Annotated in this window: 20 protein-coding genes; all 20 read left to right on the forward strand. The window is 46.1% G+C overall.

Translation table 11 applies throughout. From position 1 onward, the window contains the following. Position 1: 1 nt before the first annotated feature. The 20 genes from iolC (at position 2) to KJS52_RS10295 (ending at position 23,816) form a co-directional block, all read left to right on the forward strand. Positions 2-997, forward strand: coding sequence for a 5-dehydro-2-deoxygluconokinase (iolC, locus tag KJS52_RS10200; RefSeq protein WP_213514658.1), 996 nt, complete (start codon positions 2-4; stop codon positions 995-997). Positions 998-1,044: 47 nt separating this feature from the next. Continuing rightward, positions 1,045-2,496: a CoA-acylating methylmalonate-semialdehyde dehydrogenase gene (locus tag KJS52_RS10205; protein ID WP_213514659.1), complete on the forward strand. Its 1,452-nt coding sequence runs from the start codon at positions 1,045-1,047 to the stop codon at positions 2,494-2,496. A gap of 177 nt (positions 2,497-2,673) precedes the next feature. Continuing rightward, positions 2,674-3,435, forward strand: a complete 762-nt coding sequence (locus tag KJS52_RS10210) for an IclR family transcriptional regulator (RefSeq protein ID WP_213514660.1) — start codon at positions 2,674-2,676, stop codon at positions 3,433-3,435. A gap of 87 nt (positions 3,436-3,522) precedes the next feature. Next, on the forward strand, positions 3,523-4,425 hold the full coding sequence (locus KJS52_RS10215; RefSeq protein WP_213514661.1) for a fumarylacetoacetate hydrolase family protein: 903 nt from the start codon (positions 3,523-3,525) through the stop codon (positions 4,423-4,425). 17 nt (positions 4,426-4,442) lie between these two features. Beyond that, positions 4,443-5,906 (forward strand): alpha-ketoglutaric semialdehyde dehydrogenase GucD, encoded by a 1,464-nt coding sequence (gene gucD / locus KJS52_RS10220; protein WP_213514662.1) that lies wholly within the window; start codon positions 4,443-4,445, stop codon positions 5,904-5,906. A gap of 18 nt (positions 5,907-5,924) precedes the next feature. Then, a complete protein-coding gene (locus KJS52_RS10225; RefSeq protein WP_213514663.1) occupies positions 5,925-7,949 on the forward strand; it encodes a YjhG/YagF family D-xylonate dehydratase in 2,025 nt (674 codons plus the stop codon). Between the two features lie 249 nt (positions 7,950-8,198). Beyond that, on the forward strand, positions 8,199-9,941 hold the full coding sequence (locus KJS52_RS10230) for an extracellular solute-binding protein (protein WP_213514664.1): 1,743 nt from the start codon (positions 8,199-8,201) through the stop codon (positions 9,939-9,941). Positions 9,942-10,011: 70 nt separating this feature from the next. Further along, positions 10,012-10,914, forward strand: coding sequence for an ABC transporter permease (locus KJS52_RS10235; protein ID WP_213514665.1), 903 nt, complete (start codon positions 10,012-10,014; stop codon positions 10,912-10,914). A gap of 11 nt (positions 10,915-10,925) precedes the next feature. Further along, positions 10,926-11,804, forward strand: a complete 879-nt coding sequence (locus KJS52_RS10240) for a carbohydrate ABC transporter permease (RefSeq protein WP_213514666.1) — start codon at positions 10,926-10,928, stop codon at positions 11,802-11,804. Positions 11,805-11,837: 33 nt separating this feature from the next. After that, a complete protein-coding gene (locus tag KJS52_RS10245) occupies positions 11,838-13,550 on the forward strand; it encodes a sensor histidine kinase (RefSeq protein WP_213514667.1) in 1,713 nt (570 codons plus the stop codon). Positions 13,551-13,552: 2 nt separating this feature from the next. Beyond that, entirely contained in the window at positions 13,553-15,253 is a 1,701-nt protein-coding gene (locus KJS52_RS10250) for a response regulator transcription factor (protein WP_213514668.1), read from the forward strand. Between the two features lie 112 nt (positions 15,254-15,365). After that, entirely contained in the window at positions 15,366-16,142 is a 777-nt protein-coding gene (locus KJS52_RS10255) for an ABC transporter ATP-binding protein (RefSeq protein ID WP_213514669.1), read from the forward strand. Positions 16,143-16,273: 131 nt separating this feature from the next. Continuing rightward, the gene (locus tag KJS52_RS10260; protein WP_213514670.1) at positions 16,274-17,071 is read left to right on the forward strand and encodes an ABC transporter permease; all 798 of its coding nucleotides are present in this window, start codon (positions 16,274-16,276) and stop codon (positions 17,069-17,071) included. Positions 17,072-17,094: 23 nt separating this feature from the next. Then, on the forward strand, positions 17,095-18,015 hold the full coding sequence (locus tag KJS52_RS10265) for an ABC transporter permease (RefSeq protein WP_213514671.1): 921 nt from the start codon (positions 17,095-17,097) through the stop codon (positions 18,013-18,015). 41 nt (positions 18,016-18,056) lie between these two features. After that, positions 18,057-19,691, forward strand: coding sequence for an FAD-dependent oxidoreductase (locus tag KJS52_RS10270; RefSeq protein ID WP_213514672.1), 1,635 nt, complete (start codon positions 18,057-18,059; stop codon positions 19,689-19,691). Beyond that, on the forward strand, positions 19,688-20,020 hold the full coding sequence (locus KJS52_RS10275; protein ID WP_213514673.1) for a 4Fe-4S dicluster domain-containing protein: 333 nt from the start codon (positions 19,688-19,690) through the stop codon (positions 20,018-20,020). The genes KJS52_RS10270 and KJS52_RS10275 overlap by 4 nt, the downstream gene beginning before the upstream one ends. Before the next feature lie 55 nt (positions 20,021-20,075). Then, the gene (locus KJS52_RS10280; RefSeq protein WP_213514674.1) at positions 20,076-21,152 is read left to right on the forward strand and encodes an ABC transporter substrate-binding protein; all 1,077 of its coding nucleotides are present in this window, start codon (positions 20,076-20,078) and stop codon (positions 21,150-21,152) included. A 176-nt stretch (positions 21,153-21,328) separates the two neighbouring features. Further along, positions 21,329-22,009 (forward strand): response regulator transcription factor, encoded by a 681-nt coding sequence (locus KJS52_RS10285; protein WP_213514675.1) that lies wholly within the window; start codon positions 21,329-21,331, stop codon positions 22,007-22,009. Between the two features lie 93 nt (positions 22,010-22,102). Next, complete coding sequence (locus KJS52_RS10290) at positions 22,103-23,026, forward strand: ABC transporter ATP-binding protein (protein WP_213514676.1); 924 nt, start codon at positions 22,103-22,105, stop codon at positions 23,024-23,026. Next, complete coding sequence (locus tag KJS52_RS10295; RefSeq protein ID WP_246563407.1) at positions 22,977-23,816, forward strand: ABC transporter permease; 840 nt, start codon at positions 22,977-22,979, stop codon at positions 23,814-23,816. Before KJS52_RS10290 ends, KJS52_RS10295 begins: the two co-directional genes overlap by 50 nt. Positions 23,817-23,828 lie beyond the last annotated feature (12 nt).

Here is a 23,828-nt window from a genome sequence, read left to right on the forward strand (position 1 = left end):
CATGCTTTCATTTGACGCTGCAAGGCCACTCGATTTAATTGCGCTCGGCCGCTTATGTATTGATCTGAATGCAAACGAGATTCATAGACCGATGGAAGAGACGACAACCTTTACGAAATATGTGGGCGGATCTCCCGCAAATATTTGTATTGCAGCAGCTAGGCTGGGCTTGAAAACAGGCTTTATCGGGCGAGTTTCCGATGACCAGCATGGCAGATTTATTCAAGGCTATTTGGAGAAGCGGGCTATCGATACGAGCAATGTCATTGTAGATCGCTCCGGCTCGGTGACGGGTCTGGCCTTTACGGAAATTAAATCACCCACCGATTGCAGCATTTTAATGTACCGCGACAATGTTGCGGATCTGAAGCTTGAGCCGGCGGACATTCGTGAAGCTTATATCGCCCGCGCCAAGGCGATATTAATTTCCGGAACTGCGCTTGCGAAAAGCCCTTCGCGCGAGGCGGCATTAAAAGCGGTAGAGCTGGCGAGGCTGAACGGCGTGGTCGTCATGTTTGACATCGACTATCGTGCGTATACGTGGAATTCGACTGAGGAAGCGGGCATCTATGCCAGCCTGATCGCTGAGAAAAGTGATGTTATATTTGGCGGCCGAGATGAATTTATGCTGATGGAGCATATGCTCGGGCGCTCGGATACGACAGATGAGCAAATTGCCGAGCGCTGGCTGCATAAAGGGACGCAGCTTGTCGTCATTAAGCATGGCGGCGACGGCTCGGTCGTTTACACTTCGTCAGGAGAGCGGCATACTGGACGAATTTACCCGGCTAAGGTTGTGAAAACTTTTGGCGCGGGTGATTCTTATGCGGGTGCATTTATATACGGCTTAATGAACGGCCAGCCGATTCCGGTATGCCAGCAATGGGGAGCAGCCGCGGCTTCAATTGTTGTGGCCAGTCACAGCTGCTCGGATGCAATGCCGTCCTTTGAGCAAATAGCGGCAGTTGTAAGCGAGCATGAAGCGGAGCGGGCTTAGGACCGATCAGAGAGCAGAAGAAAAACGGACGGAAGGGAGCAATCATCATGTCAACGATTACGCAAATTCAAAATTATATCGGCGGCCATTGGGTCGCTTCTGCCAGTGAAACGGTAGAAGAGGTTCCTAATCCGGCAACCGGCGAAACGATCGCCGTGGTTCCTCATTCAACAAGATCTGAGGTGCAGCAGGCAATTCAAGCAGCGCAGGCTGCCTTTCCAGCGTGGAAAAATACGGCGGTGCCGCGCCGAGCGCGAATTTTGTTCAAGTATCAGCAGCTGCTGGTTGAGCATTGGGAGGAGCTTGCCAAGCTGATCACCATTGAAAATGGCAAAAGCTACAGCGAGGCTTATGGCGAGGTGCAGCGCGGCATTGAATGCGTCGAGTTTGCTGCTGGAGCGCCTACTTTAATGATGGGCAGCGTGCTGCCTGATATTGCCACAGGCCTGGAGTCGGGCATGTACCGCTATCCGCTCGGCGTGATCGGCGGCATTACGCCGTTTAACTTTCCGATGATGGTTCCGTGCTGGATGTTTCCACTGGCGATCGCTTGCGGCAATACCTTTGTATTGAAGCCGTCCGATAGAACGCCGATTTTAGCGTGCAAATTAGCGGAGCTGCTGGAGCAGGCCGGACTGCCGGCTGGTGTGCTCAACATTGTGCACGGCTCGCATGATGTTGTAAATGAGCTGCTCGAAAATGAAGCTGTGGCCGCGATTTCCTTTGTCGGCTCACAGCCAGTTGCGGAATATGTATACAAAACGGCTGCGGCGCATGGCAAAAGAGTGCAGGCATTGGCTGGCGCAAAAAATCATTCCATCGTGCTGCCTGACGCTGATTTGAATCTGGCTGTAAAGGAAATTATTAATGCTTCGTTTGGCTCGGCCGGCGAGCGCTGCATGGCAACCTCAGTTGTTGTAGCAGTCGGCGATATCGCCGATCAATTGATCGCGAAGCTGATTGAAGCGGCCAAGCAGCTGTCTATCGGAGACGGCAGTCAGGGCGATTACTTCCTGGGGCCTGTTATTCGCCAAAGCCACAAGGAGAGAACGATCGGCTATATTGAAGCTGCGGTGCAGGAGGGAGCGCAGCTGCTGCTGGACGGAAGAGAAGCGGCAAGCGATATGGCTAGCGGCTACTTTATTGGCCCGACCATTTTCGACCATGTGACCAATGAAATGAAAATTTGGCGAGATGAAGTGTTTGCTCCTGTACTATCGATTGTAAGAGCCGCAACGCTTGATGATGCGATTGCCCTCGCTAATCAATCGGAATTTGCCAACGGCGGCGTGCTGTACAGCAATAGTGCGAAGGCGATTCGTCATTATCGCGAGCATATCGACGCAGGCATGCTGGGTATCAATGTCGGCGTGCCTGCTCCAATGGCGTTCTTTCCGTTCTCGGGCTATAAAAAATCTTTCTACGGCGATCTGCACGCCAACGGCAAGGACGGCGTAGAGTTCTATACAAGAAAAAAAATGATCGTTGCGAGGTATTAGGCATTTGCCAATCGTATTATAGAAACAGGGATGGCTTTGGACATTGTGCGAAGTCATCCCTGTTATTTATTACAAATGCATCGGATCAGATTTAAACTGTAGACGAGAGCCTCAATCATTTGATAAAATTATATAAAACCATGTTTTATAATATAGAACAAGAGGGAGGTGAGCCAATTGCCGATTATTCAGTCGCTGGACAGGGCGCTTCATATACTGGATTTATTTGATGATCAGCATCGAGAATTGAAAATTACTGAGATCAGTCAACGCCTCGGCCTGCATAAAAGCACTGTTCATTCTCTTCTTAAGACGCTTCAATTACATGGATATATTGAACAGGATGAAAATGGACTGTATAGACTCGGCATGAAATTGTTAGAAAAGGGCCAGCTATTGTTAAGAGGGTTGGATATAAGAGAGGTTTCTAATGGGCATCTGAAAAGACTGTCTGAAGAAACAGGACAAACGGTGCATTTAGTAGTTCAAGATGGTGCTGAAGGCGTGTACATCGATAAAGTGGAAGGAAGCAAGGCTGCGATTCGCTATTCATGGATTGGTCGCAGAGTTCCGCTTCATAGCAGTGCAGTTGGTAAAATTCTTGCCGCATATATGCCGCAGGCTGAGCGCGAAAAGCTGTTGGCAAATTATACATACTCCACTCAAACTGCGAATACGATTACTAGCGAGGCAGAGTTTTTAACGGAGCTGGATCAGGTGAGAGAAACAGGAATTGCCTATGACAGGGAAGAAAATGAAATCGGAGTACGCTGTATTGCCGCCCCGGTGTATGATCATAGTCGGAGGGTTGTAGCAGCAATTAGCATGTCCACATTAGTGACGACAGTCGATGAGCAGGAGCTGCAGGCTTTGGTTTTACGTTTAGTAGAGACGTCAAAGCTTATTTCTAACGGGTTAGGCTACAGAGAGATAGGGTAGGAGATAATACACTTCTCCCTCTTTATTTTGTGGAAATACAAGAACGTTGTTTTATATTATAAAACAAAAGACAGGAGCTGGGTTATTATGAAGATCTTCCGGTATCGTGATCAAGGCAATATTTATTTAGGGGCATTGGTGGAGCAAGGACAATTGTATCAACTGAAGGAATCGAATGTAATGGAGCTTGTCAACGCAGCTCGACAAAGCGGAAAGACAGCGGAAGGATATATCCGTTCCGCACTGCCGCAAGCGACACCGATCTCAAAGTCTATTGAGGAGCTTCACCTGCTGACACCTGTAGACGCACCAGAAGTATGGGCTGCAGGGGTTACATATCAACGCAGCAGAGAAGCAAGAAATTACGAAGCAACCGAGGGCAGGCTGGACAGCACGACGTTTTACGATAAAGTGTATGATGCGCCTCGCCCGGAATTGTTTATGAAATCAACCTCATCCCGCACAGTAGGTCATAATGATCAGGTTTGCCTTAGAAGTGATTCAACGTGGCAAGTTCCCGAGGCCGAGCTTGGTTTAGTGCTCGATGAAAACGGTGTCATTGTTGGCTATACTGTTGGCAATGATATGAGCTGCCGCGATATTGAAGGTGAAAATCCGTTGTATTTGCCGCAGGCTAAAATATGGAAACGCTCTTGCTCTATCGGCCCGTTTATACGATTGGCAGAAACGCTGGACGATCCGTATTCATTGTCAATCGCCTGCCGAATTTATCGAGACGGTGAAAAAGTGGTGGATGAGCAAGCGAATACGAATCAATTGAAGCGCAAATTTAATGAACTTATTCATTATTTGAAAAAAGATAATGAGCTATTCGCAGGAACGGTGCTGCTTACAGGTACATGTCTCGTTCCGCCCAATCAGTTTACATTAGAATCAGGCGACATCATTGAGATTGAAATTGAGGAAATAGGTACGCTCGTTAATGTTGCGGTCTATGAGCACGAATTAGATACGAAGCTTGTAAATTAATATTAGGAGGCGCGATTATGACACGCGAAGCACAAGTAACGATTGAAAATTATATAAATGGAGGCTGGCACAAGCCGACTTCCGAAAACTATATTGTGAATAAAAACCCGGCCAACTTAACAGAGGAAGTAGGTCATGTTCCGGATTCGAATGAGCAGGACCTGGAGGCTGCCGTATCTGCTGCCTCTGGCGCACGTAAAGCTTGGCGAAGCCTGGCAGGAGCAGAGCGAGGCAATCTCCTTTATAAAGTCGCAAGCATTATGGAGCAAAACATAGAGCTGATCGGCACAATGATGACAAGAGAGATGGGCAAAACGTTAGGAGAAGCGAAGGGGGAAGTGTCGCGAGGCGTTGCAATATTAAGATATTATGCTGGCGAAGGCATGCGTTCAGTTGGAGATGTTATTCCTGCAAGCGATCCTTCGGCTCTTATGTATACAACACGCGTACCATTAGGCGTTATTGGCGTTATTTCTCCTTGGAACTTTCCAGTTGCGATACCGATATGGAAGATCGCGCCTGCCTTGATCTATGGCAATACAGTAGTATGGAAGCCTGCACGCGAAACAGCAGTAACGGCTGCGTTAGTGATGAAGTGCTTTCATGAAGCGGGGCTGCCTGCAGGTGTTCTGAATATGGTGATTGGCGAAGGGAAGCTAATTGGCCAAAAATTAACGGAGCATAACAAGGTTCAGGGCATTACATTTACAGGCTCTAACGCTGTCGGCAAGCTTGTTGGTCAAACCGCTGCAGCAAGAGGAGCCAAATATCAGCTTGAAATGGGCGGGAAAAACCCGATTATTATTGCAGCGGATGCGGATCTGGAGCTTGCCGTAGAAGCAACGATTAGCGGCGGCTTGCGGTCCACTGGACAGAAGTGTACAGCTACTAGCAGAGTCATTGTTGTTCGAGAGATTTATGATGCTTTCCGAAATCTATTAATTGAAAGAGTCAAGCAATTAAAGGTTGGAAACGGGCTTGATGGTGATACATGGCTCGGGCCATGTGCAAATCAAAAACAGTATGAAACGGTACTGCAATATATTGAAAAAGGCGTAGCAGAGGGGGCAGAGCTGGTAGTCGGCGGAGAGCAGCTGCAAGCTTCCGGCCTGCAGCAAGGTTATTTTATAGCGCCTGTCGTTTTTGATCAAGTGACCTCGCATATGACGATTGCTCAAGAGGAAGTATTCGGACCAGTGCTAACGTTAATTAAGGCCGACAGCTTTGAAGAAGCGATTACGCTGGCCAATGATACACAGTATGGTTTAAGCGCGTCGATTTATACGAAAAACATTGAACAAGCGCTTGCTTTTATTAATGAGACGGAGGCAGGCTTGGTCCGTGTCAATGCGGAGACAGCAGGAGTCGAGCTGCAAGCTCCATTCGGAGGCATGAAAAATTCAAGCTCTCATTCACGTGAGCAAGGTCAGGCTGCTATTGAATTTTATACGGCGATAAAAACAGTATTTATCAAGCCATAGCATAAGGAGCGATGTGCAATGAATGATCCTCTTCATCATGTCATGGGGCACGAAAATAAAGCGTTCTTTAACATAACGACTCATGCACCTGGTCCTGAAGGCGTCTTGCCGTTAACGCATGATATGCTGATGCATGCGCCAAGCGGCGATCTTTTTGGTTGGAGCCAAAATGTAGGCATGGGCTGGAAACCAAATCGACTTAATGGAAAGGAAATTCTTTTGCTCGGAACGCAGGGCGGAATACGCTCTGAGGATGGTCAGCCGATTGCATTAGGATATCATACTGGTCATTGGGAAATTGGACTGTTAATGCGCGAAGCAGCAGATGAAATTAATCAGTACGGAAATATTCCTTTTGCGGGATATGTCAGTGATCCTTGCGATGGTCGTTCACAAGGCACGACAGGCATGTTTGATTCATTACCGTATCGAAATGATGCAGCAATCGTTATGCGAAGATTGATCCGCTCTTTGCCGAATCGCGCAGCTGTGCTTGGCGTGGCAACCTGTGACAAGGGCTTGCCAGCAATGATGCTGGCATTGTCAGGCATGAAGCATATTCCTGGTGTGATTGTGCCGGGAGGTGTGACGCTTCCGCCTACTCATGGCGAGGATGCGGGCAAAATTCAAACGATAGGTGCCAGATACGCGAATGGCGAATTATCGCTAGAAGAAGCTGCGGATTTAGGCTGTCGTGCCTGTGCTACACCGGGTGGCGGCTGCCAGTTTCTTGGGACAGCGGGAACAGCACAGGTCGTTGCGGAGGCGCTTGGCTTAACTGTACCTCATGCTGCATTATCGCCTTCAGGTCAGCCAGTATGGCTGGAGATGGCGCGTCAGTCTGCTCGTGCCGCGATGCAGCTTGCCAATAAAGGTGTTGCGATGTCTGATGTGCTTGTCGATGCCTCTATACGAAATGCGATGGTCGTGCATGCCGCCTTCGGAGGCTCTACTAATTTATTGCTTCATATTCCAGCAATTGCACAAGCAGCAGGCTTAAAGGTTCCTGATGCTGCCGAATGGGCACGCATTAATCGCGCTGTTCCACGATTAGTCAGTGTACTGCCCAACGGCCCTATTCCTCATCCAACGATCCGACTGTTTCTGGCAGGAGGTGTTCCTGAGGTTATGCTCCATCTAAGACGTCTTGGACTGTTGGAGGAGCAAGTAATGACGATTTCAGGCGTAACGTTGTCAGAAACTTTGGACTGGTGGGAAGCCTCAGAGCGCCGCAAGCAAATGCGAGCGTATCTTCGGGAGCAAGAGGGAATAGATCCCGACACTGTGATCTACAGCCCTGAGCAGGCCAAGCTTGCAGGATTAACACCAACATTGACCTTCCCTGTCGGCAATATAGCTCCAGAAGGCTCGGTCATTAAATCAACAGCGATTGATCCAGACATGCTTGATAAGGACGGAGTATTCCGACATATAGGAAGAGTGAAGGTTTTTACTACCGAAAAAGAAGCCATCCGGGCAATCAAAACAGGCGGCATCGCAGCAGGTGATATTTTGGCTTTAGTTGGTCGGGGACCGTCAGGCACTGGAATGGAAGAAACGTATCAGCTGACCTCAGCATTAAAGCATTTGTCGTATGGCAAGCATGTGTCGCTCTTGACCGATGCGCGCTTCTCCGGTGTTTCTACGGGAGCCTGCATTGGGCATATCGGGCCCGAGGCTCTCGCAGGAGGGCCGATCGGCAGGTTGCGTAACGGCGACTGGATTGACATTCGGATCGACACCCGTAAGCTGGAAGGGGAAATCAATATGGTAGGCTGCGGGGAGACACCGGATACTTCAGCCGCAGGAACGGACATATTGAACAGTCGTGCAATGCATGCTGAAATTCGCGAGGATGCTAATTTGCCTGATGACACCCGGTTATGGGCAGCGCTGCAGGCAGCTAGCGGCGGCACATGGAAGGGCTGCGTCTATGATACAGACCGCATCATTGCTGTACTTGAAGCCGGGTTAAGAACGCTGGAGGCTGAACAGTCGAGATCCAGCTCCCATCATTCAGCTGATCACGCAGGCGTAGAATAATAAGAAGCAAACAAAGCCGGGTTCAATTGAGAATCCGGCTTTTCAATAACAAATTATAAACCTGATGTAATACAATGCTTAGCAAAATGTAAAGAAATGATAGTCATCTAAAAAAGTGAAAGCATCGTCTTACGCATCATGTAAAGAGATGATATTATTGTAATAAATAGTAAATATACGTGTACCCCTTGCTTACGTAAAATTTAAATTGAGCTTTAATAAAATAAAAACTGAAAGAGGGGTATGAATGTGAAGCAGCGATATTTCCCAAAAGCAATTGTTATTTTGATTTTATTAATGGTTACAACAGGCGTGCTTACTGCATGCAGCAGCAATTCCAAGCAGGAACCAAACACGCCGGCTCAGACTAACGCAAGCAACAATAACACCAGCAGCAATGATTCGAGCAACAGCAATTCGAATGCATCAGTTTCAGGAGATGCAGATCCTTTTGGAAAGTATGAAACACCGATCACAATTCGATTTGCACGCGATGTTGATAATGACATGCAGGACAATATTATTCCGAAGACACCAGGAGAGACGGTTGAAGACAACAGATGGTTGAAAGCGTTCTCAGAAAAACTCGGTATAAATGTCGTCTATGATTGGACCGTTAGCGGCGGCGATGCCTATACACAAAAAATGAACGTAACGCTAACGTCTGGTGATTTACCGGATATGCTTAGAGTAACGCCAGCACAAATGAAACAGCTTGCTGAAGCAGATATGATTGAAGATTTGACGCCATATTGGGAACAGTATGCGTCTGATGATCTAAAGGAGCTATATGCTGAGCAAGGACCGGCTGTGCTTAACTCGGCTACAGTGAATGGCAAGATCATGGGAATTGGCAAGGCAGATGTTTACGGCGACGGTGTGTATTTATGGCTTCGCAAGGATTGGCTGGATAAGCTGGGGCTCGAAGAGCCAACCTCCATGCAGGACTTATTGAAAATATCGGAAGCGTTTGCAACACAGGATCCGGACGACAACAGTTTAAATGATACGTATGGCTTGGCGATAACGAAGGATTTATACGGCGGTGCAATGGGCCTGGATGGATTTTTTGCAGGCTACCATGCTTATCCGAATATGTGGATCGATGACGGTGCAGGCAATTTAGTATGGGGCAGCACGCTTCCTGAAGTAAAGGAAACACTCAAGGTATTATCCGAAATGTACAAAGCAGGACAGCTGGATAAAGAATTTGGCGTTAAAGATGGCGGAAAAGTAGCTGAGAGCATTGCAGCCGGGAAAATTGGTATCGATTTTGGCGCGCAATGGAATCCAATGTATCCGCTGATCAGCAATTATCAAAACGATCCGGGCGCGAACTGGGTAGGCTATGCACTCGTTTCAATTGATGATAAACCAGCGCTTTCTCCTCAAAGCTTCCAAGCCGACAGCTATTGGGTAGTAAGAAAGGGCTACGAGCATCCTGAAGCGCTTATCAAAATGTTTAATTTGCATGTAGAGCTTAACTGGGGCGAATCAGGTGATTTCGACTACTATTACATGCCAGCAGCTAATGATAGTGTAGGAGTATGGAAGTATTCTCCAGTACAGCCAGCCTCCGCATTTAAAAATATTCGAGCATTCCAGGAGATCGAAGAGGCAAGAAAAAATAATAGCTTTGACAGCTTAACGGGAGAAGCCTTAGCTATTTATCGCAACATTACAGCTTTTGAAAATGGAGATACGTCGCAATGGGGCTGGCCGAAAATCTATGGTGCAGAAGGTGTTTACAGACATGGCGTCAACTACATGGACAATGAACTATTCATGTATGAAGCGTTTGCTGGACCGCCAACAGAAACAATGGCTGAAAGGCTGTCCACGCTAGAAGCATTGGAGAAGGAAACCTTTGTGAAAATTATTATGGGTGCGGTTCCTTTAGATGAATTCGATAAATTCGTAGACAACTGGTATAAAGTAGGCGGTACCGATATTACGAATGAAGTGAATGAGTGGTATGCATCAACTAAATAATTCTTCAATGGAAAGCAAGGAACTGCTCCTTGCTTTCCAGCTTCTCAATCCATAGGAAAAGGTGATTGAAATGGGTATAAAAAAGTTTAAGAGGGAATTGCCGTTAAATCTCATGATATTGCCAGGGTTTATCTTTATTATTATTTTCAGCTATGTTCCTATGGCTGGGATTATTATAGCGTTCCAGCGATTTATTCCAGCTAAAAAGCTTTTTGGGGATCAACAGTGGATTGGCCTTGACAATTTTAAATATGTGATGAACTTGCCTAGCTTCGGCAATATTATGTGGAATACCTTTTATATTGCGTCTATGAAAGTCATTTTGGGCTTGATTGTACCTATCGTTATTGCATTACTTTTAAATGAGATGAAGAACGCACTATTGAAGCGAAGCATTCAAACTGCGATCTACCTGCCGCACTTTTTATCATGGGTAGTGCTAGGCGGAATTTTTATCGATATGCTCTCGCCGACAGATGGCCTAATTAATACATTTTTAAATAAGCTTGGCTTGGAATCTATCTTCTTTTTGGGAGACAATAAGTGGTTTCCAACGACGATGATCGTAACGGACACATGGAAGGATTTTGGCTACGGAACGATCATATATCTCGCTGCGTTGACGGGCATTAATCCGAATTTGTATGAAGCGGCTCAAATTGACGGGGCTAACCGATGGAAGCAGACGCTTCATGTTAGCTTGCCTGGAATTCAGATGGTCGTTGTTTTGCTAATGGTGCTGAGTCTGGGGAATCTATTAAATGCCGGATTCGATCAAATCTTTAATATGTATAGTCCAATGGTTTATGAAAGCGGCGATATACTGGATACGTTTGTCTATCGAATCGGCTTGCTGGATGCACAGTTTGGTGTAGCAACTGCAGTAGGCTTGTTTAAATCACTCATTGCGCTAGTGTTAGTGTCGACGTCATACTATTGTGCTTATAAATTTGCTGATTACAGAATTTTTTAGGAGGTGTCGTAATGCGAATCAAAAAAAAGATCGACTGGTTTCTTGTCATTAACAATATATTTCTCATTTTGGTTGCTGCCCTCTGTGTGCTTCCAATGATTCATATTTTAGCGATATCCTTATCATCAAGCGCAGTTGCAGCTACGGGAACGGTAACATTTTGGCCCAAAGATTTTTCGTTAACCTCCTACGAGTTTGTTGCACAGCGTAAAGCGTTTTGGGATTCGATGCTCATCTCTTTAGAGAGAATTGCCATCGGTGGAGCAATCAATGTATTTCTGGCGACAACGATTGCCTATCCCTTATCAAAGGAAAAGAGCGAGTTCAGGCTTAGAACCTTTTACGCATGGACATTTTTTATTACGATGATTTTTGGCGCCGGTTTAATTCCAACCTATATGCTAGTAAAGGAATTAGGGCTAATTGATACGATTTGGGCATTAATTCTGCCAGGCGCGGTACCTGTATTTAGTGTAATTATTTTATTGAATTTCTTTAGAACAACACCTAAGGAACTAAGTGAATCTGCCTTTATAGACGGTGCTGGTCATTGGAGAACATTATGGAGCATTTACATTCCGATATCGATGCCAGCCATTGCTACAATACTATTATTCTCTTTAGTAGGACATTGGAATAGCTGGTTTGATGGCTTGATTTATATGAACAATCCGGGCAATTACCCGTTGCAAAGCTATATCCAAACGATTGTTGTGCAAAAATCATTTACAACATTAACGCCTGAAGAAGCCAAGATTATGGCTAAAATTTCCGATAAAACGTTAAAATCAGCGCAAATATTTTTAGGCGCCCTGCCAATTCTGTGCGTATATCCGTTCCTGCAGCGGTATTTTGTCAAGGGCATGGTTTTAGGGAGTGTTAAGGGATAATACGGAAAACTTGATTCTTGTATAAAGGAGGGGGTGGCGATTAGATCCAGCATTTTTGTAAGATTGATGGCAACATTTTTTGCTGCAATTATCGTAATAGCTGCGTTAGGGAGCAATATGTATAATTGGAGCTTGAAAACTGTTAAGGAAGAAATTTTTAAATCGACAACCGCCCAAACGACGTTCTACCTAGAAGGCTTGGAAGCGGAAATTGATCGCATAAAAATATTACAATATGATGTACTGAACGATGAGGATCTCAATAAGCTTGCGATCAGGCACTCGATTATGGATGAATATGAAACGATAGAAAGCATAAGGAAATTACATCATCGCCTCGTTTCCATTCAGAATAGCAATGCGTATATTTCTGATGTTAGTGCACATATTTACCCGATAAAAAAAACGATTACCTCCAAGAAATCAGTTAACGCCTTAAACACTGACAAGTTTGAATCGCTTCGTATACCTGAGGGGATGAAGGGTGCTCAATTAATTATGTATAATGGGAACCTTCATCTTACTACTTTTTTAATGGGCAATATGGGATTAAGCCCGCTATATATGATTGAAATTGAATTAAATACGTCCGTATTTCGTGAAGCCTTAAAGCAGTTCGATACTTATCCGGACAGTGGATCCATTTTATTAGATATGACAAATGGCCTTATGATACATAGCGAGGACACGCCACAACCATTTGTCGATGTAGTTCAATCCTTCTCCAATCATGAAAGCGATATCAAGCTTGGGAAAATATCGAGCTATAGGGATACGTTCGTTATTGCTGAGAAATCTGATTATTTGAATATGGTGCTGTTCAGATTCATTCCGAAGGACGTCGTTCTTGTTCCAATTGAAAGCTTTAGCGTATGGCTTTGGATATTTGTTGGAGTGGTCATCCTTCTTGTTGTATTTATTTATGCCTATACGTATAAGCTCATTCATCGTCCTATGAAGGAGCTGGTCAAAGCCTTCCGCAGCGTAGAAAAAGGGAACTTTGATGTGAAAGTAGATGCGAATCAAAACAATGAATTTGATTACTTAAACAAGGGCTTTAATTCCATGGTACAAAACGTATCCAATTTAATTGATCAGGTGTATAAGCATAAAATTCTTGAGCAGAAAGCAGAGTTAAAGCATCTGCAGTCGCAAATAAGCCCTCATTTTTTATATAACAGCTTTTTTTTAATTAATACAATGGCAAGAGTTAAGGACGACAATCTAATTCCGTTCACCAAACTATTGGGTGAATATTTTCAATTTATTACGAAAAATGATTCTGATTTTATTTCTCTATATGAGGAAATTGAGCATGCACGCACATATACCGATATTCAGCTCATGCGTTACCCTAGTAAACTGACGATTGAATTTGAAAGCAGTCCTGAGCAGTTTAAAGAAATTATTGTGCCGAGACTTATCGTTCAACCGATCATAGAGAATGCATTTAAATATGCCGCAGAACACTCTAGAGGGCCGATTATGATCCTGGTATATTTTCAATTAACCGATGAGAGGGTAACGATTGTTGTAGAGGATAACGGAACGCAATTAACGGATGAGAAGCTTATGTCATTACAAAGACAGTTTAATCAAGCTCATATGAGTGAATCTTCGGGACTAAACAATATCCATCGACGAATACAGCTAATTTGCGGTGATGAATTCGGCTTGCAGGTCGAGAGAAGTATTCGTGGTGGGCTTAAGGTCATGTTGCACATTAATGCCAGGATGAGGGAGTAGCCATGTTAAGACTTCTAATTGTAGATAACGAAGAAATCATTGTGAATCATCTTTTTGAAGTGTTTAGAGGGATGGAGCATTTAGATTTAGATGTATACAAGGCATATAGTGGAGAAGAAGCCATTGAATGGCTGCATCGAACACGTATTGATATTGTGCTGACGGATATCGATATGCCGAACATTAATGGCCTGCAGCTTATGGATGAAATCTTTAAAAGCTGGCCGCAGTGTAAAATCATTTTTTTAACAGGCCATAGTGAATTTAGTTATATTTATAAAGCAATTCAACATCCCGACGTAAGCTATCTTTTAAAGGTTGAGGACATTGATAAGGTCATACAAGTAGTAGAGGATACAGCATCTAAAATAAGAAAAGAAATAAAAACGGGCGATTTGATTAGAGAAGCTAAAGAAAAGATTCATATGGCACTAGAGCTGTTTCAGGAAGATTATTTGTTGGGCTTGTTAAAGGGAAATTCAAATGTTCAAGCGACTAAAGATCAATTTGACCAGCTGTCTTTGCCGATTGCTGCAGATGTTCCCGTAATCCTCGTTGTAGGTAAATTAGATATTGACGGTGTCGAGCTTAGCTATATGCAAACCATCCAGCAAGTTTATTCTGTCCGGCAAATTATTAAAAGATATTTATCATTTAATCTAAAAAGTGTAATTATTTTAGATGATCATTTTCGATTTACGATATTGATACAGCCGAGAGAGAAGGTTCAATGTGTAGCAATTGAGGAGGATTATGAGCAGACTTTACAATACTTAAAAGGAATGCTGGAATCCATCCAGCAAAGCTGCCAGGATAAGTTGAATCAATCAATTAGCTTTACGGTTGGCAGCAAGCCGTCAAGATGGGACGAGGTGTCTCAGCAATACGCCGCATTGCATTCGCTGCTAAACTACCGAATTGGATCTGAAAGCACCATTTTATTACTGGATCGTGAAGTGAGTCAGAATGGTGGACCTGCAATAAAGTCGAAAAGTGTTGGCGATGAGGAATACGAAGCAGAGCATAATTTACTGGCACTAGCTACGTCTAGCATGCTTTCGTTTCTTGAACAATACTTAGAATCAGGACAAAAGGAAAAGTATTTTGAAGAATTAGAGAAGCTTTTACAGCCATTAAGCTGTTTGCAAAGCAAAAATAATTTGGTAGCGCAACAAGCTTATTGTTCAATTTCCACCTTATTATTATCGTATATCAATCGATGGGGATTGAGTGAAAAGGTAATATTGAAAACAGGAGAAATACAACTGGTCAACGCACCCGTCTTTTATAGTTGGGGCGATGCAGCTGCGTATATAAGAAAGATATCGACATGTGTTTTTGAGCTTCAGAAAATCGAACAGAAAAAAAGAGCAGACAATATTATTTCATTTATTCAAAGCTTTATTATCGATCACCTTGGCGAGGATTTATCTCTAGTACGCTTGTCTGAGCAGGTGTACTTAAACCCTTCGTATTTATCCAGAATCTTCAAACAAGAAACGAAAAAAAATCTAACAGAATTTATTGACGCTGCCAGGCTGCAAAAAGCGAAAGAGCTGCTAGTTAATGAAAATATTAAAATTAATGAAATATCAAGGCAAGTTGGCTATGAGACTGCAACCTCCTTTACTAGATTTTTCAAAAATTACACAGGGTATTCCCCGCAAGAATTTAGAGATTCGCATATGATAAGAAAAAAATAAGCATCTCAAAGAAATGAAAATTAGCATTGACAGAAATTTAATCAGATGGTAATTTAAACAAAACTATTCCTATAAGTCAAGTTTGAATTGTCGGGATTGGAGGGAAACGCGGATGGGCAATGCGTTGCTGGAGATTAATCAATTGAACAAAAGCTTTGGCAGAAGCAAAAATATCGTGCATGCGCTCAAGGATATTGAGCTTGCGATTGAGGAAGGGGAGCTCGTAACCATTATCGGTCCGAGCGGCTGCGGCAAAAGCACGCTGCTGCGCATTATTGCCGGACTCGATGGCGAATATACGGGCAAGGTCACGCTGGCTGGTGAAGCGATTAAAGGTCCGGGCATCGACAAAGGGTTTATTTTTCAGGAGCATCGCTTGTTCCCATGGCTTACCGTGGAGAAAAACATCGCCTCTGATCTGTCGCTGAGCGATAAGGATGTGCGTCGTAGAGTGGATGAGCTGATCGAGCTCGTTAAGCTGAAGGGCTTCGAGAAAGCTTACCCAAAGGAGCTGTCAGGCGGAATGGCGCAGCGAGTAGCGATTGCGAGAGCGCTGCTGAGAAATCCGAAAATCTTGCTGCTCGATGAGCCGTTTGGCGCACTTGACGCCTTTACCCGTGCTCATATGCAGGAGGTGCTGCTGGAAATATGGCGCGCGAATAAGACTACGATGATTTTCGTGACGCATGATATTGATGAAGCTGTTTTTCTCGCCAACAGGGTTATCATTTTGAAGCCGCGCCCAGGAGAAATTAGTGCTGTTGTGCCTGTTGAGCTGCCTTATCCGAGGCAGAAGGCGACCCCTATTTTTCAAAGCTTGCGCTTGCAGGTGCTCAGCCGCTTTGAGCAAACCGAGGAATTTGCTTTTACGGAAGGCGCCGGCATCTAGTCCAGAAGCTGCAATTGATTACAAGCTAATATTGTCCACCGTTCGAACGGAGGCATTCTCATTCATGAAGTTGAGGATGCCTCTTTTTTGTTGTTGGGCAAGCACAATGATATGGAATCGTGGTGAATGAGATGAGTCATTACGCAATTGAAAAGGAAAAGGCTCCTGGCAAATGGGCGCTGGCAGGACTGGCGCTCATCTTGCCGGCAGCCGTACTCGTGTTGTGGCAGCTGCTCGGCCAATACGGTTATATTTCGCAGCTGCTGTTTCCAACACCGTATGCAATCGCTGCTTCTGCTGTCGATTTAGCTGCCTCAGGGGAATTATGGCAGCATATTCAAATTAGCAGCCTGCGCGCTTTAACAGGGTATGCGCTTGGCGGAGCACTCGGGCTTGCTTTTGGCATTTTGATCGGGCAATTTCGCCGAGCTGAAAAGCTGCTGGATCCTACCATTCAAATGGTCCGCATGATCCCGAGCCTGGCTATTATTCCGCTGTTCATCCTTTGGTTTGGCATTGGCGAGGAATCCAAAATTTTGATCATCGCCAAAAGCGCGTTTTTCCCGCTTTATATTAATACGTTTCTAGGGATACGCAATGTCGACAATAAGCTTTATGAGGTGGCGCGAGTGCTTGAATTCAGCCACTACAAGCGAATTGTCAAGCTGATTGTTCCAGCGGCACTGCCCAATATCATACTCGGTGCGCGCCTTTCCGCAGGTCTTTCCTGGCTTGGTCTGGTTGTAGCAGAGCTCATTGCCTCGACCTCGGGCATTGGCTATATGATGTCGGATGCTCGTCAGTTTGCTGATACGCCTGTCGTATTTGTCGGCATTTTCTTGTTTGCCATACTCGGACTTGCGACAGATTGGCTGTTGACCTTGCTGGAGCGCCGCTTATTAAGCTGGAAGGATCGCTTTACTGGATAAACAAACAAAGGAGGTGAGACGGGATGAGCAATTCCGTAAAAACCGCTGCAGCCCATACAGTAAGCCAGGAGCTTGGAGGGAGCATAAACACAGGAGAGGGAGAAAAGACGAGGCGCGGTAAGCAGTCAGGTGATAGAGTACCGCTGCCTAAAGTGCTGAGCAGGGCAAGCAGACTGCCGTCTGCATTTTTGAAAAATGCAGCTGTCGGCGCTGCTGTTCCCGTCATCCTCATCGCCGCTTGGCAGCTTGCGGTGACAGCAGGGCTTGTCTCGGAGCAATTTGTATCGTCGCCGCTTGCGATTGCTGGAGCATTGGCAGAGCTGCTCGCTTCGGGTCAGCTGCTGCATCATTTGCTGGTTAGTATAGAGCGAGCAGCGCTCGGCTTTTTAATTGGCGGTGCGGCCGGCTTCTTATTCGGCATTTTAACAGGGTTGTTCCGCAAAGCGCAATATTTACTCGATCCAAGCTTTCAGGTGTTAAGGCTTGTGCCGAATCTCGCAATCGTTCCGCTTATTATTTTATGGTTTGGCTTTGGCGAGCTGTCCAAAATTGCAATTATTGTTAGCGGCGCGTTTTTTCCGTTGTACATCAACGTATTTACGGGCATCCGCAACGTGGATCAAAAGCTGTTTGAGGTTGCCCAAGTATTAGGCTTCAGTCCGATCAAGCGGCTGCTTCGCTTAATTTTGCCGGCAGCGCTGCCCCATATTTTCAATGGTGTGCGGATTTCGCTTGCTGTCTCCTGGATTGGCCTGGTCGTTGCAGAGCTGGTCGGGTCGCAGGCGGGAATCGGCTTCCTTATTAATGAAGCGAAGCAGAACTCGGATACGGCAATTATTTTTGTCGGCATCATTATTTTTGCGATTGTCGGCAAGCTGATCGATTCTGCGATGAAGGTAATTGAGGCGCGCTGGCTGAATTGGCGCGACAGCTTTAAGGGGTAGCAGAAAAAACAAAGCATAGTTCATTTAAGGAGGAGTTCAATTTGGCAAATTCATTAGTTTTGGGAGATATTCAATTAAAGGCGGATGTGCTCGTAATCGGTGGAGGTCCCGCTGGCACATGGGCTGCAATTACCGCAGCGTCCAAAGGAGCAAAGGTAATTTTGGCTGATAAAGGCTATTGCGGTTCAAGCGGCGCTACGGCACCGTCCGGCACTGGCGTTTGGTACGTTAAGCCCGATGCAAGGCTGCGCGATGAGGCAAAGGCCAGCCGCTATGAAATGGGTGGGCGGTTAGCCGAGCATCGCTGGATGGATCGAGTGCTTGATCGTACATTTGCCAATATGAACTGGCTAGGAGAGGTGGGCTACCCGTTTCCGAGAGATGATCAGGGCGAGCTGTACAAAAAAGGGCTGCAAGGACCTGAATATATGCGGCTTATGCGCAAGCTTGTAAAAAAAGCAGGCGTGAAAATTATGGACCATAGCCCTGTGCTGGAGCTATTGGTCGATGAGCATGGCGTAGGCGGCGCATCTGGCGTTCATATCCAAACGAATGAGAAATGGACGGTTCAGGCCGGGGCAGTCGTTATTGCTACAGGCGGCTGCGCATTTTTAAGCAAGGCTTTGGGCTGCAACGTGCTGACGGGAGACGGCTACCTGCTCGCTGCGGAAACAGGCGCCGAGCTGTCCGGCATGGAGTTTTCCAACGCTTATGCGATTAGTCCGACCTTTTCCTCGGTAACGAAAACGGCATACTATTCCTACGCCAATTTCTATTATGAGGATGGAACGCCAGTGGAGGGTGCTGGCTCCAAGCGCGGCCGCTCGATTATTGCCCGCAAGCTGTTGGAGGGCCGCCAGGTCTATGCCAAGCTTGACCAGGCTCCTCAAGATATTCAACAGCTGCTGCGCATCAATCAGACGAATTTCTTTCTACCGTTTGATCGCAAGGGGATAAATCCGTTTACGGATCTGTTTCCTGTTACGTTGCGGCTTGAAGGAACAGTGCGGGGAACGGGCGGCATTCGCATTGTTGATGAAAGCTGCGCCACATCGGTTCCGGGACTGTATGCGGCGGGGGATGCCGCGACGCGCGAATTGATTTGCGGGGGCTTTACGGGTGGCGGCAGCCACAATGCTGCCTGGGCGATGTCCTCAGGCTCATTTGCCGGGGAAGGCGCAGCGGCTTATGTGAAAAAGCTGGGGCCGCATGCCGCTGAGCGCACACTGCGCAGCGCTTCCTCCGCTCAGCACGCGACTGCTATTGATCAGACGGGCGGACTGTCAACTGCGAATAAAACGGAGGAAATCATTCACGCTGTGCAGGATGAAGTAGCGCCATATGATAAAAATTTGTTCCGCAGCGCGGGCAATTTGCAAGCATCGCTGCAGCGCCTGGATGAGCTGTGGAAGGAGCAGCGCAATCGAGCTGTAATCGAGCCTTCCTCATTAGGCATGAAGTCACGCGAAGCGATGGCGATGACGGCTACGGCAAGATGGATGTACAATTCCGCGTTGGCGCGCACTGAAACAAGGGGGATGCACAAGCGCGAGGATTATAAGTCGCTTGATGAGAATCAGCATTATCGTCTTGTCAGCGGCGGCCTGGACCATATTTGGGTAAAGCCTGAAGCAGTTCAGGAGCAGGCGCTTGTCAAGGAAGGTGAAGCGGTATGATCGAGGTTCTTAGCGCATCGCGCTGCATCCAGTGCAATCAATGCGTAGCCGTATGTCCGACCAATGTATTTGAGCGCATTGAGGATGATGTTCCTGTAATTGCGCGGCAAAGTGATTGCCAGACCTGCTTTATGTGCGAGCTGTATTGCCCTGTCGATGCGTTATATGTAGCGCCAGAGCCAGAGGAAGTAATTGGCGTTACGGAGGAGCAGTTGCAGCAGCAGGGACTAATTGGCGGCTACCGGGAAAAGGTAGGCTGGGGCAAAGGCAGAACGCCAGTTGCTGCTCACGACTATATGTATCGTCTGTCGCTATTTGCCAAATTTTAAGCGAGCAGTCCTTTATTCAATACTCTTTACAACTATCCGAGAGGGGTCTATTCATATGATAAGCTTCAGCAGAAACAGGAATCTTGCAGGAAGGGGGCTGACATTCGCGCTGCTTATGCTGCTGGCGGCGGCATTGCTTCAAGCATGCGGCGGCGCTGCATCAGGCAATCAGACAGGCAAGCCAAGCAATAACGGAGCTGTCACGTCGACAGGCACAGAGGGAGCGGGAGCAGTTGACAGCAAAAGCGAGGTGCCAGCCGTGCTGAATTACGGCTACATTGGCAGCAATGAGCTGAATTTGCCAGGCGGCGCTGAAGGCTGGGGGCTGTACAAGGGGATCATTCAAGAGGAGCTGAAAAAGCACGGCATCGAGCAAATCGTGCTAACTGGATTTCCCAACGGCCCGGATCAAACCGAATCGTTGATCAGCGGGCGCATTGATGTTGGCGGCTTGGGCGACACGCCAGCAATTATCGCCTATGCATCAGGCGCAAAAACAAGACTGATTAATCAGACCAACATTACGAACATCGCCTATTTGCTAACGACGGCTGAAGGGCCTAAAACGATAGAGGAGTTGGCAGGCAAAACAATTTCAATCCAGAAAGGCTCCTACATGCATCGCTATGTTGTCGGGCTGCTGAAGCAAGCAGGCGTTGCTGACTATAAGCTGGTTCATATGCTCTCTCCTGACGGTCAGGCGGCCTTGACGCGCGGAGATGTAGATGCAATGACAAATAGCGGCTTCCCCGCCCATAAATTGCTTGCCGACGGCTATACCTTGATTGACAGCTCAAGCAGTCATCCTGAGCTTCATGGTACAAGTGTAACAGTTGCAGCAGAGAGCTATCTGGAAAAATTCCCGGACTTTCCGAAGGTATGGAATGAAGCAAGACAGAAAGCACTTGAGGATTTGCAGCAGCATGAGGAGGAATACTATCAATTTATTGCAGATTTGAATAAAACAACAGTAGAGCTGGCGAAAAAGGTTAGCCCGATTTCAGAAATTTCAGAGCAGTCATTTGTCGAGGAAGGCATTAAGCGTATTAGCGGAACGAAGGACTTTCTGGTGGAGGAAGGGCTGGCGAAAAAGGATTTCAGCATTGAGGAATGGGCGTTAAAGGTTGAATAGATGCTTTCAGAGCAGTAAATTGGCTGGTTAAAGTTCGGTATTGCACTGGACTTCGACCAGCCAATTTGGCGTTAACATGCTATACTGTTTCGTAGAAAGCAATGACGAAGAAGCAAAGCATTCCAAAAAGCAAACGTGAGACGCCTTTAAGTAGAGAAAGGAGAGAGCATGCAGCCATGGCAGCGATATTAATAATAGAGGACGAAGAGGATGTCAGCAGTATGCTGCATGAGGCATTAACGGATGAAGGCCATACAGTATCGACGATTGGCACTGGCATTGACGGACTGGAAGAAATGAAGCGCAATAGCTATGATTTGATCTTGCTCGATCTGATGCTCCCCTACAAAAGCGGCGATGAAATTTTGAAGGAGATGCGAGCATTTTCTTCTGTTCCAGTTATTATTATTTCGGCAAAAGGATTAGTCGGCACTAAAATTGATCTGCTTAAGCTTGGCGCCGATGATTATATTACGAAGCCATTTGATTTGGGCGAGGTAGCAGCGCGAGTCGAATCGAATTTGCGGCGCTCCAGCAAGCATGCAGTTGAGAACAGGCAGTTTCGCTATAAAGACTTGCTATTTGACGATTTGACCAAGCGAGCCTGTGTGAACGGGATTGAGCTTGAACTGACGGCTAAGGAAATTATGATATTGGAGCTGCTGATCAAGCATAAGGGGAAGGTATACACGAAAGCCAATTTGTACGAATCGATTTGGCAGGAGCAGTATTTGGGTGACGATAATGCTGTTAAGACACATATTAGCAATTTGCGCAACAAGCTGAAAAAAGCGAATCCAGATGAAGCGTACATCGAGACGGTATGGGGGTTGGGCTATCGGCTGTACAAGCAGTAAATTATCGCTCTCCACACATTTTATCGTCGCTTCTTAACCTTTTCTAAACCTTTGAGCCTTACACTGCTAAATAGAAGGGAAAGGGGAACGAATATGGTTAAACATGTACTGAAAACAGATCGTTTGACGAAGAGCTATCGCGGCGCTTACGCCCTAAATCAAGCAACAGTCACGCTGGAGCGAGGCAAAATATACGGCCTAATTGGACAAAATGGCGCAGGCAAAACAACCTTGATGCGCTTGATCGCAGGCCTTACGTTTCCGACGAGTGGAGCAATCGAGCTGTTTGGACATACCGGCGAACAGGCACAACAAGAGCGCAAACGAGTTGGCTGCTTAATTGAGCACCCGGGACTTGTGCCGTCGATGACAGCAAAGGAGCATATGAGGCTCTATCGTCTAATGCGCGGCATTCCCAATCAGGAATTGGAGCAGGAATTGCTGGAAACGGTTGGGCTAGCCGATACGGGCAGTAAAAAGGCGAAAAATTTCTCGCTAGGAATGAAGCAAAGATTAGGTATTGCGCTGGCGCTGCTTGGCAATCCCGAGCTGCTTATTTTAGATGAGCCGATCAATGGCCTTGATCCGCTTGGTGTTGTAGAAATTCGCCAGCTTATTAAAAAGCTGAGCGAGGAACGGCAAATGACCATTCTCATCTCAAGTCATAATCTGCCTGAGCTGTATCAGACGGCAACGGATTATATTATTATTCATAAGGGCGAAATTAAACAAGCTTTAACACAGGCTCAGCTTGATGAGAACTGCAAGCATCATCTGCTCATTAGCAGCGACCAGCCGGAAAAGCTTGTCAGCGTGCTGGAAATGGAGCTTAAAACGAGCCAGTACAAGGTTATGCCTGATCATTCCGTAAAGCTGTATGACTACCTGGATAAAAAGGAACAGGTTGCCAAGGTTTTGTTTGAGCACGGTATTTTCGTTACCAATCTTTCACTTGAAGGAGATACGCTTGAACAATACTTTATTTCAGTTATCGGGGATGGTGACGGCAATGTTTAATTTGATGGTCGCTGATTTGTATAAATTGCGCAAATCGCTCGGATATAAAATATTGCTGGCTATTACATCAATCTGTGCTATTGCAGTTGCTGTATTTGCTTATGCTGTACAGCAGGGGCAATTAGCTGGAGATATGGCTGGCATTGGCTTTATGTTTTCTGATGTAAATGTGATCAGCATTCTTGGAGCAGTTTTAGCAAGCATCTTCATATGCGGAGATTTCGACAATAAGACGGTTCATGGCGCGATATCGGCGGGAATTAGCCGCAGCAGCATCGTTTTTAGCAAAGCTGTCGTGTACGGCATCGCCGCTGCCTGCCTGCTGCTTCCTTATATTATTGTTACAGCAGTGGCGCTTTCGACTCCGCAGCAGTTTAACATGGGCTCTGTGGCGGTTGGTTTTTTGAATATTTTAACCTCGCATTCCAGCATGGACTTTACTGCAGCGGACATCGGCAAGCTTGTGCTTGTTATGCTGGCAACCTTGATGACCTATATAGCGCAGCTAAGCATTTGCATCCCGCTTGCATTTGTTTTAAGAAAGCCCGTGCTCATCGTGGCGATTTACTATGGCTTTACGATTGTAGCCGCACAGTTTAGCAGCTGGAGAGGCAATTCTTTAGCGTTTGACCGAATCTATGGATTAACTCCGTTTGGGGGGGATCATGTTTTTCTCACCGTTGCGGATGGTGTAGGTAAAATATTCCAAACGTATGCGGTAAGTATTGTATTTATCGCGATTATGCTGGCGATTTCCTACAGCTTATTTAGAAAAGCGGAAATTAAATAACGGAAGGCGGTA

This window comes from Paenibacillus montaniterrae, assembly GCF_018403185.1.
Taxonomy (GTDB): domain Bacteria; phylum Bacillota; class Bacilli; order Paenibacillales; family Paenibacillaceae; genus Pristimantibacillus; species Pristimantibacillus montaniterrae.